Origin of the sequence: Streptomyces barkulensis (genome assembly GCF_002843305.1) — a bacterium.
Taxonomy (GTDB): Bacteria; Actinomycetota; Actinomycetes; order Streptomycetales; family Streptomycetaceae; genus Streptomyces; species Streptomyces barkulensis.
Genome location: NZ_PGSG01000088.1, coordinates 135,294 through 150,287, shown reverse-complemented (window position 1 = coordinate 150,287; position 14,994 = coordinate 135,294). Strand labels below are relative to the sequence as shown.

The following is a 14,994-nucleotide window of genomic DNA, read 5'->3' as shown; positions in this document are numbered from 1 at the left end:
CCGCGGGGCGGATCAGAAGTCCATGCCACCGCCCATGCCGGCAGCGGCGGCGGCGTCGGCGCCGGCCGCGGCCTTCTCCGGCTTGTCGGCGATGACGGCCTCGGTGGTGAGGAAGAGCGCCGCGATGGAGGCGGCGTTCTGCAGCGCGGAGCGGGTGACCTTGGCCGGGTCGATGATGCCCTCGGCGATCATGTCCACGTACTCACCGGAGGCGGCGTTCAGACCGTGGCCCGGGGTCAGGTTGCGCACCTTCTCCACGATGACGCCGCCCTCGAGGCCGGCGTTGACCGCGATCTGCTTCAGCGGGGCCTCCAGCGCGGCCTTGACCGCGGCGGCGCCGGTGGCCTCGTCGCCGTCGAGCTCCAGCTTCTCGAAGACCGCGGAGGCCTGCAGCAGGGCCACGCCACCGCCGGCGACGATGCCCTCCTCGACGGCCGCCTTGGCGTTGCGCACCGCGTCCTCGATGCGGTGCTTGCGCTCCTTGAGCTCCACCTCGGTGGCGGCGCCGGCCTTGATGACGGCCACGCCGCCGGCCAGCTTCGCCAGACGCTCCTGGAGCTTCTCGCGGTCGTAGTCGGAGTCGGAGTTCTCGATCTCGGCGCGGATCTGGCTCACGCGGCCGTTGACCTGCTCGCTGTCACCGGCACCGTCGACGATGGTGGTCTCGTCCTTGGTGATGACGACCTTGCGGGCGCGGCCCAGCAGCTCCAGACCGGCGTTCTCCAGCTTGAGGCCGACCTCCTCGGAGATGACCTGGCCGCCGGTGAGGATGGCGATGTCGCCGAGCATGGCCTTGCGGCGGTCGCCGAAGCCCGGGGCCTTGACGGCGACGGACTTGAAGGTGCCGCGGATCTTGTTGACCACCAGGGTGGACAGGGCCTCGCCCTCGACGTCCTCGGCGATGATCAGCAGCGGCTTGCCGGCCTGCATGACCTTCTCCAGCAGCGGGAGCAGGTCCTTGACGGCACTGATCTTGGAGTTGGCGATCAGGATGTAGGGGTCCTCCAGGACCGCCTCCATCCGCTCCATGTCGGTGGCGAAGTAGGCGGAGATGTAGCCCTTGTCGAAGCGCATGCCCTCGGTGAGCTCGAGCTCCAGACCGAAGGTCTGCGACTCCTCGACGGTGATGACGCCTTCCTTGCCGACCTTGTCCATGGCCTCGGCGATCAGCTCGCCGATCTGGGTGTCGGCGGCGGAGATGGAGGCGGTCGAGGCGATCTGCTCCTTGGTCTCCACCTCCTTGGCCTGCTCCAGCAGGGCGGCGGAGACGGCCTCGGTGGCCTTCTCGATACCGCGCTTGAGGGCCATCGGGTTGGCGCCGGCGGCGACGTTGCGCAGACCCTCGCGGACCAGCGCCTGGGCCAGGACGGTCGCGGTGGTCGTACCGTCACCGGCGACGTCGTCGGTCTTCTTCGCGACCTCCTTGACCAGCTCGGCGCCGATCTTCTCGTACGGGTCCTCGAGCTCGATCTCCTTGGCGATGGAGACACCATCGTTGGTGATCGTGGGGGCGCCCCACTTCTTCTCAAGGACGACGTTGCGGCCCTTGGGGCCGAGCGTGACCTTGACGGCGTCGGCGAGCTGGTTCATCCCGCGCTCGAGGCCGCGCCGCGCCTCCTCGTCGAACGCGATGGTCTTGGCCATGTGAAGTGGTCCTCCCTGGGGTTCCCCATGCCGAAGGCCAGGGGCGGGTTGGGATGTCTCCGGACCGCTCTGGCGCCCGCGACGGACGGCCCACCGGCCCGGCGGTTCCTTGCTCCACCGGGCTTGCGGACCTCACCGAACCGGTCCTTGCTTTGTCACTCTCACCTTCAGAGTGCTAACGCCAATGATTAGCACTCGACCCCTCCGAGTGCAAGCGCGCAGGTGTTCCGCGTGCCCGTACCGCCGGGTACGGGCACAGAGGCGGGCGCGGACGGGGCCGCGGGCACACGCCGGTGCGCGGGCGCAGAAACAGGAGGGCCCGCGCCCCTACGGGGACGCGGGCCCTCCTGTGCCGTCTACTGCTGGTGTGCGTCGTGGTGCGTGTGTCCGGCGCTTCAGGCCGTCACGCGGACCATGTCCGCCTGCGGGCCCTTCTGGCCCTGCGAGATCTCGAACTCGACCCGCTGCCCTTCCTCAAGGGTGCGGTATCCGTCCATCTGGATCGCGCTGTAGTGGACGAACACGTCCGCCCCACCGTCGACCGCGATGAAGCCGTACCCCTTCTCCGCGTTGAACCACTTGACGGTGCCTTGAGCCATTCCTAACTCCCCTATTGCCGGCCCTTGCGCGGGCCCGCGCTCCGCGGACCCGGGTCAGTCACCACCCCCCGGCGAGAGGGGGCGGCGTGCGCCGGAACGCGTCGACCGCGGCTGAATGTATCTGGGCGGACGCCCTCCGCAACAGGTCTGTCGGACGAGAATTCCGGTCACACCGGATTGCCGATAAGCACATGAACGGCGGGAAAGCAGGGCAACTCGGGCCGGGCATAACGGACCGACACGACAATTCACGCAATAAATTCGAGCGCAAGTTGTCGCGTTCTCATGGGCGCTGAGCGCGCACTTGGGGGGAGGCATGCTCACTCTACCGCTCCCCGAGGGTCGGAATTACCACTTCCGTTTACCGTGCGCGGTTACGCGCCCCCTCCCGGGAGCGCATACGCGGGCGGCCCCGCGCCCCCTCCGTGCGGGAGGGGACGCGGGGCCGCCCGCCTGCGGTGGCGCGTACGGCGCCGAAGCCCGTCCGGCCGGTGGCCGCCCGGTCAGCAGCCGCCCGCGACGGCCGGGATGATGGAGACGCCCGAGCCGTCCGGCGTCGGCGTCTGCAGGCCGTCGGCGAAGCGGACGTCGTCGTCGTCGACGTAGACGTTCACGAAGCGGCGCAGCTTGCCGGAGTCGTCCAGCACCCGGGCGGAGATGCCCTGGTGGTTCTTCTCCAGGTCCGCGATGACCTCGGCGAGCGTGGCCCCCTCGGCGGGCACCTCGGCCCGGCCGCCGGTGTAGGTGCGCAGGATGGTCGGGATTCGGACGGTGACGCTCATGCCAGGCCAGCCTCTCGGAAGGAGTCCAGGTTGGGACGGATGATCGCGGACGGTCCGGTGGTCGGCGCCACCGCGTCCAGGGTCTTGAGGCCGTCGCCGGTGTTGAGGACGACGGTGGTCAGGGTCGGGTCGAGCACACCGGCCTCGATCAGCTTCCTCGTCACGCCGACGGTCACGCCGCCCGCGGTCTCGGCGAAGACGCCCTCGGTCCGGGCCAGCAGCTTGATCGCGTCGACGATCTCCCCGTCGTTCACGTCCTCCACCGCGCCGCCGCTGCGGCGGGCGATGTCCAGCACGTACGGGCCGTCGGCCGGGTTGCCGATGGCCAGCGACTTGGCGATGGTGTCCGGCTTCACCGGCCGCACCACGTCGTGGCCGTCCTTGAAGGCCCGCGCCACCGGCGAGCAGCCCTCGGCCTGGGCGCCGAAGATCTTGTAGGGACGGTCCTCGACCAGCCCCAGGGCGATCAGCTCCCGCAGCCCCTTGTCGATCTTGGTGAGCTGGGAGCCGGAGGCGATCGGGACGACGAGCTGGTCCGGCAGACGCCAGCCGAGCTGCTCGCAGATCTCGTACGCCAGGGTCTTGGAGCCCTCCGCGTAGTAGGGGCGGAGGTTGACGTTGACGAAGCCCCAGCCCTCGCCGATCGGGTCTCCGATCAGCTCCGAGCAGAAGCGGTTCACATCGTCGTAGGTGCCCTCGATGCCCACCAGGTCGCCGCCGTACACCGCGGCCATGACGACCTTGCCCTGCTCCAGGTCGTGCGGGATGAACACGCACGAGCGCAGGCCCGCGCGGGCCGCCGCGGCGCCGACCGCGCCGGCGAGGTTGCCGGTGGAGGAGCACGACAGGGTGGTGAAGCCGAAGGCGCGGGCGGCCTCGACGGCGATGGCCACCACCCGGTCCTTGAAGGAGTGCGTGGGGTTGCCGGAGTCGTCCTTGACGTACAGACCGCCGGTGACGCCCAGCTCGCGGGCGAGGTTGTCGGCCCTGACCAGCCTGGTGAAGCCCGGGTTCAGATTCGGCTTGTCCGCCACGTCGGCCGGGACCGGCAGCAGCGAGGCGTAGCGCCAGATGCTGTCCGGGCCGGCCTCGATCCGCTTCCGCAGCTCCTCCGGGTCGCCCCCGGGCAGGTCGTACGCGATCTCCAGGGGGCCGAAACACGCCTCACAGGCGAAGACCGGCCCGAGCGGGAAACGCTCACCGCATTCGCGGCAGGAGAGCGCGGCGGCGGGGCCGAGTGAAAGGTCGGTGTCGGTCGCAACAGTCTGCACAGCCATGGTCGGCGAGGCCCTTTCTCCTCATCTTCCCCGCGACGGCTTTCGCCGCGGGACGGAATTGGCACCTTCCCCACCGTGGCCTCGGACTGTTGTCGACGAGTGCCGGCGGGAGGGTTGCCGGGGCTTCAACGGGCCGTTCCCTCTGCCCCTCTGGATGAGCTCTATGGCACCGGCCAATACCCTGACCGGGGCGTTTGTGCACGACGGGATCCCCAAGATGCGGAACTCCCGCGCGTTGTCCAAGACTGTAACCGAAGCCCTCGGCCGCAAGGCCGGCCGTCCGAACCGCGAGACGGGAGGCACACGGGGACAGCGCGGGCGTCCTCCGGAACGCGGGCCCGGTAAATGCCCCGGAAACATGCCCGGGACCGGGCATGGACGGCCGGTGGCGGGCAACCACGGTCCGACCACGGCCGGCACTCCCGGCCGGCACCCGACTCGCACCCGGCCCGCACCGTGACCCACAGCAGCGGACACACCGAGACCACCCGGGCGACCCCGGTCCCGCAGAATGCCTGGGACCGCCGGGACGGCGGGGGCCACCGGGAACACCGGGGCGACCGGGAATGCCGGGACCGGTGAGGACCGGTGAGGACCGTCAAGGACAGGGAGGCACACGTGCTGGATGAGGTCGACCACTGGCTGGAACGACGCTCATGGAGCGCTGCCGAACGCCCGCCGCACCGGCTGCTGGCCGCCAAGCGGGCCGCCGGACCGGCGGGCAGCGTGAGCGTGGTGCTTCCGGCGCTGAACGAGGAGGCGACGGTCGGCGACATCGTCGCCGCCATCCGCCGCGAACTGATGACCGAGGACATGCCACTGGTCGACGAACTGGTGGTGGTGGACTCCGGTTCCACCGACCGCACCTCCGAGGTGGCGGCCGCCGCGGGCGCGAAGGTGGTGCACCGCGACGAGGTGCTGCCCCGGCTGCCCACGGTGCCGGGCAAGGGCGAGGTGCTGTGGCGGTCGCTGCTGGCCACCAGCGGCGAGATCGTCTGCTTCGTCGACGCGGACCTGCGGGAGTTCGACACCACGTTCGTGTCGGGCATCGTCGGGCCGCTGCTGACCGACCCGGGCCTGGCGATGGTCAAGGCGATGTACGACCGCGCCATCGGCGACAGCCCGGCCGGCGGCGGCCGGGTCACCGAGCTGGTCGCCCGCCCCCTGCTCAACCTGTACTGGCCGCAGCTGGCGGGCTTCGTCCAGCCGCTGGGCGGCGAGTACGCGGCACGGCGCTCCCTGCTGGAGCGGCTCAGCTTCCCCGTCGGCTACGGCGTCGAGCTGGGCCTGCTGGTGGACGCGCTGCACACCGTCGGACTCGACGCGCTCGCGCAGGTCGACGTGGGCGTGCGCAGGCACCGCAACCAGGACGGGCTGGCCCTGGGACGGATGGCCGCGGCGATACACCGCACCGCCCACGTACGGCAGGCGCGCGGCCCGCTGATACGCCCGGTGCTCACGCAGTTCGAGCGGGTCCCCGGGGGCGGCTTCGTCCCGCACACCCACCCGGTGGACACCGAGGAGCGCCCGCCGATGTGCACCGTCCCCGAGTACACCGCCCGCCGCACGGCGGCCTGAGGCCCGCGGGCCCCGGAGGGGGGACCCCGGCCCGGCGCGCGCCGGTGAAGCACACACCCGGCCCGGCGCGCGCCGTTCCAGCCGCTCCCGTACCCGCCCGGTACGGGAGCCCTCCCGCGTGCGCCGCCGTACCCGCGCCGCACGCGCCACCTGTGCGCCCTGTCCGTGCGCCCTGTCCATGCGCCCCGGTCGGCCTCTCCGGGTCCCCCGGGTCCCCCAGGTCCCCCCGGGTTCCGTGTGACGAGAACCGTACGTTTGAGCGGTACGGACAGCGGCTAGGTTCCGCTCATGGTCACTCGGCACCAGGTACTCGTCGCCTCCAACCGCGGCCCCGTCTCCCACACGCTCGGCGAGGGGGGCGAACTGACCGTCAAACGCGGCGGCGGCGGGCTGGTCTCCGGCCTGTCGGCCGTCAAGGGTGACGCGGTGTGGGTCTGCGCGGCGCTGGGCGAGGGCGACCGCGAGGCGGTACGGCGCACGGGCGGCGAGCTGGACCCGGCGGACACCGGCGGCCAGCAGGTGCGGATGCTCGACATCGCGCCCGACGTCTTCGCGGACGCCTACAACGGCATCGCCAACTCCGTGCTGTGGTTCGTCCACCACATGCTCTACCAGACCCCGACGGAGCCCGTATTCGACGCGGACTTCGAGCGGCAGTGGCGCTCCTACGAGGCCTACAACGCGGCGTTCGCCGACGCGCTGGCCCAGGAGGCCGCCGAGGGCGCGGCCGTCCTCGTGCAGGACTACCACCTCACCCTCGTCCCGGCCATGCTGCGCGAGCGGCGGCCCGACCTGCGCATCGGCCACTTCTCGCACACCCCCTGGGCGCCGCCGGACTACTTCCGGATACTGCCGGACGACCCGGACGGCGGGGTGGCCGCCGAGGTGCTGCGCGGCATCCTGGGTGCCGACCGGGCCGCCTTCCTCACCCGGCGCTGGGCGGGCGCCTTCGCCGACTGCTGCGTGAAGCTGCTGGGCGCGGAGGTCTCCGTGGCCGACGGCGGCGACGAGATGATCGTCACCCACGAGGGCCGCGAGACGCGCATAGGCGTCCACGGCCTGGGCGCCGACGCCGAGTTCCTGCGCGAGCGCTCCCGGCGCCCGGACGTGGAGGACCGGATCGCGCTGCTGCGCGGGCAGATCGGCCGCGGGCCCGACGGCGAGCCGCGCAGGGCGATCGTGCGCGTGGACCGCACCGAGCTGTCCAAGAACATCGTCCGCGGCCTGCTCGCCTACCGGCGGCTGCTGACGGACCGCCCCGAGTGGCGCGGCCGGGTCGTGCACGTCGCCTTCGCCTACCCCTCCCGGCAGGACCTGGCGGTCTACCGCGACTACACCGACGAGGTCGCCCGCGTCGCCGAGGGGATCAACGCGGAGTTCGGCGAGGGGGACTGGACACCGGTCGAGCTGCACCTCAAGGACGACTTCGCGCGCTCCCTGGCGGCCTACCGGCTGGCCGACGTCGCCCTGATCAACCCGATCCGGGACGGCATGAACCTGGTGGCCAAGGAGATCCCGGTGCTCTCCGACGGCGGCTGCGCGCTGGTCCTCTCCCGCGAGGCGGGCGCCTTCGCCGAACTGGCCGAGGACGCCATCACCGTCAACCCCTACGACATCGGCGCCACGGCGAACGCCCTGCACCAGGCACTGACGATGGACCCGGACGAGCGCGCCGAGCGCACCAGTCGTCTGGCCGCGGCGGCCACGGCCCTGCCACCCACGAAGTGGTTCCTGGACCAGCTGAACGCGCTGCGCGACTGACCACCGACCGGCGTCCGGTCCTCCGGGTGTGCCCATGGGCGCGCCCGGAAGGGGCCGTGACGGACCCGGCGGGGTCCCCGAGACCGGTATCAGGGGCCGCCGACCCGCCGCCGGTGCCCGCGCGGGCACCGGCGGCGGGTCGGCGGACCGGGCCGACGGCATCCGGAGGGACGCCACCGGTTCGCGGGAACAGGCCGACGGGCGGCGCCCCGCGGGGGCCCGGGGGGGCTCGGGAGCCCGGGGGCCGTCAGGCCCCCAGCGCGTCCGCCAGCGCGCCCAGCAGCCCCACCACCCCGGCGGGGCCGTCCACGACCAGATCCGCCCGTTCGGCCAGTGCGGTGACCTCGTCGCTGCCGCTGCACAGCAGCACCCCGGGCACACCCTCGCCGCGCAGCCGGTCCACCGCGTCGTAGGCGGCCAGATCGCCCAGGTCGTCACCGCCGTAGAGGACCGAGGCGGCACCCGTCTCACGGAGGAACTCCGTCAGGGCCATGCCCTTGTCCATGCCCGGGGGCCGCAGCTCCAGCACCAGGCGGCCGGGCTCCACGGCCAGCCCGTGCCGGGCGGCCAGCTCGTCCAGAGGACCGCGCAGCAGTTCGAAGGCGCCCTGCGGGTCGTCGGTCCGGCGGGTGTGGACGGCCAGCGCACGGCCCTTGTCCTCGGTACGGACGCCCCGCGGCGCCCCGGTCCTCTCCAGCAGACCGGGCAGCTCGGCGCGTACGGCCTCCACGCCCGGGTGGGGCGGCGGGGTACGGGTCTCGCCCGTGGCCGCGTCCCAGCGCTCCGCGCCGTACGCGCCGAGCACCACCAGGTGCTCCAGGCCGGGCGCCCCGGCGAAGCCGCCGTAGCGCGCGGCCGTGGCGGCCGGGCGCCCGGTGACGATGACGACGGCCCGCAGCAGCGGCGCCAGCCGGGCCAGGACGGGAACCGCCTCCGGGTGGGCGCGGGCGCTGTCGGGGTCGGGGACGATCGGGGCGATCGTCCCGTCGAAGTCGAGGGCGACCACGGCCCGCCCGGGGTCGGCCAGCAGTGCGGCCAGCCCTTCGCGTCCGGCGGGGGTGGTCGGTACGGGGAGTTGCTCCGGGAAGGTGTGTGAGGAGTGGCTGCCCATGCCAGGGACCATACCCAGCGGCCGTCCCCTCACCGTCCCTACCGCAGCCCGCGCCGCTCGTCGCGCCGGCGGCGCAGCCGGTTGACCGTGACCGGGTCGCGGGCCAGGGCGCGCGGGTCGTCGAGCAGGGCGTTGAGCACTTGGTAGTAGCGCGTGGGCGACATGCCCAGGCGCTCGCGTATCACGCGCTCCTTGGCACCGGGGCTCGGCCAGCCGCGGCGCTCGACGGCGAGCACGGCCTCGTCCTCCTCGGACAGGCCGCCGGTGCCGTCGCCGCCGCTCGGCTGCTCGCTGCCGGTGCTCACCCCTCCAACCTACTGCCGCGCTCGGACACCGCATCCCGGCCGCCGGACGGCCCTCGCCCCATCGCGTATCGCTTCGACAACGGTGCTTCACTCTCCCGGGCCGGGGCTGCTATCCACATGCGTGTACCCGCCCGCCGGGATCCACCGCCGACCGCACACCGCACACCGTCCCGCACCACAGCGCTCCACGCCCCACCCCGCCTCCGCACCCGCACCCGCCCCCGCCCCCGCCCCCGCCACGAGGAGCCCCGCATGACCGCCGCAGAGCAGTCCCGCACCGCCGCCGAGATCGCCACCCAGCCCGGCTGCTGGCGGCGGGCGGCGAAGGCGGTGGAGGCGGTGGGGTCCGGGTCCGCCGGGGCGCTGCCGCGCCCGGGCGAGCGGGTGGCGGTGACGGGCTGCGGCACCTCGTGGTTCATGGCCCAGTCCTACGCGGCGCTGCGCGAGGCCGCCGGGCAGGGCGAGACGGACGCCTTCGCGGCCTCGGAGTTCCCGGCCGGGCGCGCGTACGACCGGGTGATGGCGATCACCCGCTCCGGCACCACGTCCGAGGTGCTCGGCCTCCTGGCCCACCTGCGGGGCCGCGTGCCGACCACCGCCCTGACCGCCGACCCGGCCACGCCCGTGATGGAGACCGCCGAGCACACCGCCGTCCTGGACTGGGCCGACGAGGAGTCGGTCGTCCAGACCCGCTTCGCCACGACGGCGCTGGCGCTGCTGCGCGCGGGCCTGGAGCGGCACGGCGCGCCGCCGGCCGGGGTGAAGCCGGTCGAGCAGGCGGCGGTCGACGCGGAGCTGGCCGTCGTCCAGCCGCTGCCCCCGGCCGCGCTGGAGGCCGAGCAGTGGACGTTCCTGGGCCGCGGCTGGACGTACGGGCTCGCGCTGGAGGCGGCGCTGAAGATGCGCGAGGCGGCCGGCGCGTGGACGGAAGCGTACCCGGCGATGGAGTACCGCCACGGTCCCATCGCGATCGCCCGCCCGGGCCGTGCCGTCTGGCTGCTGGGCTCCCTGCCGGAGGGGCTGTCCGCCGACATCGCGCGGGTGGGCGGGGCGCTGCTGGCGGACTCCGACTGCCCGGGCACGGGCGAGCGGGCGCTGGACCCGATGGCCGACCTGATCCGGGCCCAGCGCCTGGCGGTCGCCCTGGCGGAGGCCTCCGGCGCGGACCCGGACCGGCCGCGCAACCTCACGCGCAGCGTGGTCCTGGGCTGACGCGCCCGCCGGCGGCCCGCCGGGGCCGCTCGTACCGCCCACGTGCCGCCGCCCGTACCGGCCCCCCGTACCGCCCGTACAAACCTCGTACAGCCCGTACAGCCCTCGTACAGCCCTCGTACAGCCGGGAACTGTACGTGCCGAAACGCCGCGAACCGGCTGACGCGGCGGGGCGGCTCCAACACAGTGGGTGCATGAAGGACCACCGTGAGAAGTCACCCGACCACCTGACCATCCGCGTACGGGCCCAGGACGACCCCGTCTCCCGGGTCACCGAGCACGACACCGTCGAGGCGTCCGTGCGCTACCCGCATGTCGTGATCCGGGGGCCCGTCTTCGGCTTCGCCGAGCAGCGGCCCGAGGACGGCCCCCGCTGGCGGCTGCTGAGCGACATGGACAGCGGCTTCCCGCAGCTCGCCCGGGACGGCCTCAACTCGTACCTGTGGTTCATGGCCCGGGACGACACCGAGGACCGGGCGCTGCGCCGCCGGCTGCTGGCCGCCGTCGCCCGGCTGGAGACCGAGCCGGTGGACGAGGTCTCGGTGGGCGACACCCGCTACCGCGTCGTGCGCGGCGACGAGTTCGCCCGCATCGGCCCCGACGGGCTGGAACCGCCCCGCCCCACCGACCCCGAGCCCCCGGGGCCGCTCTCCTGGAAACTGAGCGACCGGTCGGTCTCACGGACGAAGGGCTTCGTCGTCGACCACGCCGCCGCCGTGGGTCTCATGACGGGCATCCAGCGGGTCGAGCTGCTGTCGCTGGCCTACCGGGCCGCGCGCTACCCGGAGGAAGTGCGGGCCGACTCCCTGCGCGCCCTGGACACCCACCCCGGCGTGGTGCTCCTGCCCGCCGCCTTCGCCTTCGCCGAGGAGAAGGAGGACTCCTGGGAGCCGGTCTGCGCCTCCCTGCCCACCCCCCACGACGCCCGGCGGTCGATGGTGAACCATCTGAAGGAGATCCGGCCCCTGCTCTACGACGTCCCGGCGGACGAGGCCGAGGAGGAAGCACGGGCGGCCGACGAGTACGTGACCCGCACCCCGCGCGGCGACGAACTGCGGGTGCGCGGCCGGTGCTTCCGGATCGTCCGCGTGGAACGGCTGATCCGCGTCGGCCCCGACGGGCCCGAGACCTCCCGCCCCTCGGACCGGGACCCCCAGCCGCCGATGCGGCTCCACCCGGTGATGGACGAGTTCGGAAACATCCTCCGCGACTGAACCCTGGAGGTCTTCGGTCAGTACCCGGCCGGGTACTGACCGAAGACCTCCCCTTCTTCACGAAGAGCATCTCAGGGATTTTTGGAAGGCTTCGAAAAATCTACTGTGCAGATCTCCAGCGGCCAGAAGGTCAGCCTCTGCGTACTCGTGAGACTTCTTGTCGTTTTCGCTGTGGTTCTCCCTGTCCACCCCTGCATGCGCAGTCTGCACAAGGTATTCCCCGGAACCGCACGAGAGGAGATCGGCATGGAAGTACTCGGAAGGCTCCTCGCTGGAACTCTTATATCGGGATATAATCTGCTTATTGCTGGTGACAGCAAAAGCCGAAAGCGCATACACCCCCTCTTCGCCATCTCGAGTCAGTACGCAACTCCAGTCCCCCTCGATGTCTCCCACTGTGCGCTGCCGAATGAATTCCCGACTCGAATCAACACGCAGAACCTCAAATCCCGAAAGGCCGCAATGACCATCCACGGGGAGATCTTCGACCACAGAGACTTCTGGGACCTCCTCGACAACTCCGAATTCCGCGGAATCGCATCCTCTTTCTTTCGCAAGGTTCTCGGCATAGGAAGTAAGAACTTCAGCCATGAGGCGACGCGTGCGGCCCGAGTCATGCTGATATCCATCTCTGGGGTTCTTCAATTCCAACTGCACCTGAATCGGAACCCCGTCGGACTTGAAGACAGTTGAGCATTTTTCGGGCAGCCAAACATCAGCCCTTCCCTCGTCCGTCCACCCAGCCAACCCAGACCCGAGGGGGGCCTCCTCCACATACCAGTCCGGCGGCACCCTCCGCCCCTGATAAGGGCCGAATTCCCAGGCCGCGAACACCTCGACCTCCGCAAGGTTCTGCATCCCCAGCCAGATTCCGCAGCGCGATATCACCCCATCCTCACCCGATGAAGACCCCCTGTAGCCACTCAGGTCCTCTTGAACGTTCACCAAGGATGATTCGTAACCCCGTTCTTCCCCGCCCCCAATTTTCGACACATCTGCGAAACTTAGATACCCCCCACAGAGGGATTCCTCTTCCCTCTCTCCCGCCCCCCTCTCGCCGAACAGATAGAGCAATCCACCGAAAAACACCAGGGCAGCCACGGCAGCCAAGATCGAGGTTCGCCTCCTCGACACCCTGAGCACCCCGCCCTTCCGGCTATTCATCATCTCCTCGTCCCCGTCGCACCCTGTGCGCCATGTATAGCGGAAGAGTAGTCACGCTCAACCTCCGTCAGGACAGATTCATGGAAGTCGGACCCGCCATCACTCAGGTCGTACTCAGAAAGACCGACACCCTCCGCCCTTAGTATGAACATTTTCTCCAGGCGGGGAAGTCCATGGGTCGAGTAGTGTCGTATGAGCTCTTCTGTTGTTTTGCCCTCAATCTCCCCGTTCAGGTCCTCGGCCAGCTTTCCCGTACCTATGTCGATGAAGCGCTGGATCGAGTCACCCACTATTGGAATGTTAGTAAACAGAGCGCCCGTCGAGTGATACCTGTATACCTTCTCCCAATTATTCCGGGATATTTCATCGTCACGGTGAGAGCCGAGAACATCAGCGCGTATGTAGTCCAGGGAACCCATTGTCTGGCCACTGGTCCGCGCTACCTCCCGGGCTTCCCCACTCCCACCCTGAAGGTCATCCTTGTTCAGGCCAACGATATCGTTCGCTACGATCGCCATCTGGGAGTCGTGAATCGTCCTGAACGCTCCGCCATCTTCAGACACTCCGCGAATGAACTGCAGCATCTTCGTTCTGTGGAGGCTTACATCATTTGGCTCGGTCTTCGCCGAGTCCCGAGAAAAATCTGCATTCGTGCCAATGATGTCGTGGACGTCACTCGGGTAGTAGGCGATGGTGTTTGCCATGTTCTGCCGGACATTCTCAGGAATGGCGGTCTTATCGACAGCAGAAATATTTGCGTAGGATTTCACCACCTCCTCAAACACCCGGACCCGGCTTCTGGCGTCGCGCTCGGCCTTCTCCTTTTCCTCCTCAGTACGCGCCTCGATACTGTCCGATCCGGTTTCTCCGGAGCCTCCACCGGGGACCTGGCCGGTCATGGCGGCCTCCAGGGCCGCGCCGAAGCCGACGTGGCTGTCGGCGTCGGCCTTGTCCGGGCCGGACACCTCGACCTTGCGGTAATCGGAGGTGTTGACCAGATCCCAGTCACGTTCTTTCTGGAGGTAGTGCAGGCGGTCCTTTCCGGCAGCCGTGTCAGGGTCGAAGTAGGCGGTGGCGATGTCGGGGGTCTTGCTCATGATGCCGAGGACACCGTCGTAGGGGTCGTTGGCGAACCAGCTGTCCCCGTCCCGTGCGAAGGTGCCGTCCTCTTTCCTCGTACCCGCGAACCCCCGGTCGAGGTCCCAGATGTCGGGGTCGCCCTTCCGCTTCGAGTCCTCACCTGTCTGCTTCGAGTCCTCGGCGGCGCGGATGTCATCGGCGAGGTCGTGCAGGAACTGCTCGCTGTAGCCGCTGCCGTTCTGCATCAGGGTGACGATCGACTGGTAGCCCCGCATCCTCTGGTCGTTGTTGGCTTGGCTGACGATCTCGGCGTCGTACTCCTTGAGGCCGGCTTCCCTGAGGTTCTTCATCCACTTGTCGTAGAACCTCTGGTCCTCTTCCCTCTCCCTGCCCTTGCCCTCGACCTTGGTGGCGGTGGCGATGACGTCGGCCAGGTGCCGGTCCATGCTCAGGTATTGCCTCTTCCGGCCGGTCTCCTCGAAGTACGCACGGTCGGTCAGCTCGTTGTGCGTGCGGATGACACCGTCGGGGCCGCCCAGGGAGGTGATGAGGGTACGGCTGAACTCCTGGTCGGACTTGTTCTCCCGCATCAGGAGGTCGAGTTCTTTCCGCTCCGCGTCGGAGAGCTTCTCGCCCCGCCTGATCTTGTCGTAAAGCTCCTCGGCGCGTGCGGCATTGGCCTCGCCCGCGTCACCCTTGAGCGCCCCGTTGAAGCCGTCCAGCAGGCCCTTGTTGCCGTCGGACGGGTCCGACATGAGCGCCATGCGGAAGTTCTCGTCGGCGTCCTGGACGTTCTTGACCGCGTCGAGGATCTTGTTCGTCCAGGATTCCTCCAGCTCCTGGCGGGCGAGCTGGTTGCTGCGGTAGATCTCCGCCCTGTCCTCGTCCATCCTGGCGAGGTCCGCGGTGCAGCGGCCGGAGTACGGGTTGACGGTCATGCAGGCCTCAATGGCCTGATCACGCAGTTCGATGACCTTGTTGCGCCGGGAGTTGAGCGTCCTGTACGCCTCTTTCAGCAGCCCACCGACGGCCTTGGCCTCGTCGCGCGCGCCCGCGTACTCCTCCAGCGTGACCTGGGCCTGGCTCTTGAACGTCGTGGCCGACTCGCCCCGCCAGCCGTCGGCCTCCACCGCGGCCTTGACGTGGTCGCGGTAGTTGTCGTGCAGCTCGCCGAACCGCCTGCCCATGTCCTCCCATGCGGTCGCCGCGTCGGAGAGGCTCGACAGGCCGGTGTTGATGATCGTCTCGTAGTCGACTGTCATGCCGG

Annotated in this window: 12 protein-coding genes and 1 riboswitch; of the genes, 4 read left to right on the top strand and 8 right to left on the bottom strand. The window is 70.2% G+C overall.

Annotated features, from left to right (window positions below):
- Positions 1–12 precede the first annotated feature (12 nt).
- The 4 genes from groL to thrC all read right to left on the bottom strand — a co-directional run bounded on the left by groL (position 13) and on the right by thrC (position 4,302).
- Positions 13–1,644 (bottom strand): chaperonin GroEL, encoded by a 1,632-nt coding sequence (gene groL / locus CUT83_RS17175; RefSeq protein WP_101256722.1) that lies wholly within the window; start codon positions 1,642–1,644, stop codon positions 13–15.
- A gap of 395 nt (positions 1,645–2,039) precedes the next feature.
- Positions 2,040–2,243: a cold-shock protein gene (locus CUT83_RS17170; RefSeq protein ID WP_004986573.1), complete on the bottom strand. Its 204-nt coding sequence runs from the start codon at positions 2,241–2,243 to the stop codon at positions 2,040–2,042.
- A gap of 503 nt (positions 2,244–2,746) precedes the next feature.
- On the bottom strand, positions 2,747–3,025 hold the full coding sequence (locus CUT83_RS17165; RefSeq protein WP_093658905.1) for a MoaD/ThiS family protein: 279 nt from the start codon (positions 3,023–3,025) through the stop codon (positions 2,747–2,749).
- Entirely contained in the window at positions 3,022–4,302 is a 1,281-nt protein-coding gene (gene thrC, locus CUT83_RS17160) for a threonine synthase (RefSeq protein ID WP_101256721.1), read from the bottom strand. Before thrC ends, CUT83_RS17165 begins: the two co-directional genes overlap by 4 nt.
- Before the next feature lie 18 nt (positions 4,303–4,320).
- Positions 4,321–4,463: riboswitch (SAM riboswitch) on the bottom strand.
- 457 nt (positions 4,464–4,920) lie between these two features.
- On the opposite strand from thrC, the gene CUT83_RS17155 reads away from it, so the two are divergent.
- Positions 4,921–5,880 carry a glucosyl-3-phosphoglycerate synthase gene (locus CUT83_RS17155; RefSeq protein ID WP_101256758.1) on the top strand — a complete coding sequence of 320 codons (960 nt, stop codon included), beginning with the start codon at positions 4,921–4,923 and terminating at the stop codon, positions 5,878–5,880.
- Positions 5,881–6,168: 288 nt separating this feature from the next.
- The gene (locus tag CUT83_RS17150) at positions 6,169–7,641 is read left to right on the top strand and encodes an alpha,alpha-trehalose-phosphate synthase (UDP-forming) (protein ID WP_101256720.1); all 1,473 of its coding nucleotides are present in this window, start codon (positions 6,169–6,171) and stop codon (positions 7,639–7,641) included.
- Positions 7,642–7,888: 247 nt separating this feature from the next.
- Here CUT83_RS17150 and otsB read toward each other — a convergent pair whose 3' ends face one another.
- Together otsB and CUT83_RS17140 are read right to left on the bottom strand one after the other, a co-directional pair.
- Positions 7,889–8,752, bottom strand: coding sequence for a trehalose-phosphatase (otsB, locus tag CUT83_RS17145; RefSeq protein ID WP_101256719.1), 864 nt, complete (start codon positions 8,750–8,752; stop codon positions 7,889–7,891).
- A gap of 38 nt (positions 8,753–8,790) precedes the next feature.
- Positions 8,791–9,057, bottom strand: a complete 267-nt coding sequence (locus CUT83_RS17140) for a DUF3263 domain-containing protein (protein ID WP_101256718.1) — start codon at positions 9,055–9,057, stop codon at positions 8,791–8,793.
- 252 nt (positions 9,058–9,309) lie between these two features.
- Here CUT83_RS17140 and CUT83_RS17135 point away from each other — a divergent pair, with 252 nt between their 5' ends.
- Together CUT83_RS17135 and CUT83_RS17130 are read left to right on the top strand one after the other, a co-directional pair.
- Positions 9,310–10,269 carry an SIS domain-containing protein gene (locus tag CUT83_RS17135; RefSeq protein WP_101256717.1) on the top strand — a complete coding sequence of 320 codons (960 nt, stop codon included), beginning with the start codon at positions 9,310–9,312 and terminating at the stop codon, positions 10,267–10,269.
- A 194-nt stretch (positions 10,270–10,463) separates the two neighbouring features.
- Positions 10,464–11,483 (top strand): DUF5954 family protein, encoded by a 1,020-nt coding sequence (locus CUT83_RS17130; RefSeq protein WP_101256716.1) that lies wholly within the window; start codon positions 10,464–10,466, stop codon positions 11,481–11,483.
- A 57-nt stretch (positions 11,484–11,540) separates the two neighbouring features.
- Here CUT83_RS17130 and CUT83_RS29855 read toward each other — a convergent pair whose 3' ends face one another.
- Together CUT83_RS29855 and CUT83_RS17125 are read right to left on the bottom strand one after the other, a co-directional pair.
- Entirely contained in the window at positions 11,541–12,584 is a 1,044-nt protein-coding gene (locus CUT83_RS29855; protein WP_143688579.1) for a hypothetical protein, read from the bottom strand.
- A 62-nt stretch (positions 12,585–12,646) separates the two neighbouring features.
- Positions 12,647–14,989: a hypothetical protein gene (locus CUT83_RS17125; RefSeq protein ID WP_101256715.1), complete on the bottom strand. Its 2,343-nt coding sequence runs from the start codon at positions 14,987–14,989 to the stop codon at positions 12,647–12,649.
- Positions 14,990–14,994: the final 5 nt, after the last annotated feature.

Excerpts from the sequence above, each read along its gene's own strand:
- groL (WP_101256722.1), bottom strand. The coding sequence starts at position 1,644 with ATGGCCAAGACCATCGCGTTCGACGAGGAGGCGCGGCGCGGCCTCGAG.
- CUT83_RS17170 (WP_004986573.1), bottom strand. The coding sequence starts at position 2,243 with ATGGCTCAAGGCACCGTCAAGTGGTTCAACGCGGAGAAGGGGTACGGC.
- CUT83_RS17165 (WP_093658905.1), bottom strand. The coding sequence starts at position 3,025 with ATGAGCGTCACCGTCCGAATCCCGACCATCCTGCGCACCTACACCGGC.
- thrC (WP_101256721.1), bottom strand. The coding sequence starts at position 4,302 with ATGGCTGTGCAGACTGTTGCGACCGACACCGACCTTTCACTCGGCCCC.
- CUT83_RS17150 (WP_101256720.1), top strand. The coding sequence starts at position 6,169 with ATGGTCACTCGGCACCAGGTACTCGTCGCCTCCAACCGCGGCCCCGTC.
- otsB (WP_101256719.1), bottom strand. The coding sequence starts at position 8,752 with ATGGGCAGCCACTCCTCACACACCTTCCCGGAGCAACTCCCCGTACCG.
- CUT83_RS17135 (WP_101256717.1), top strand. The coding sequence starts at position 9,310 with ATGACCGCCGCAGAGCAGTCCCGCACCGCCGCCGAGATCGCCACCCAG.
- CUT83_RS17130 (WP_101256716.1), top strand. The coding sequence starts at position 10,464 with ATGAAGGACCACCGTGAGAAGTCACCCGACCACCTGACCATCCGCGTA.
- CUT83_RS17125 (WP_101256715.1), bottom strand. The coding sequence starts at position 14,989 with ATGACAGTCGACTACGAGACGATCATCAACACCGGCCTGTCGAGCCTC.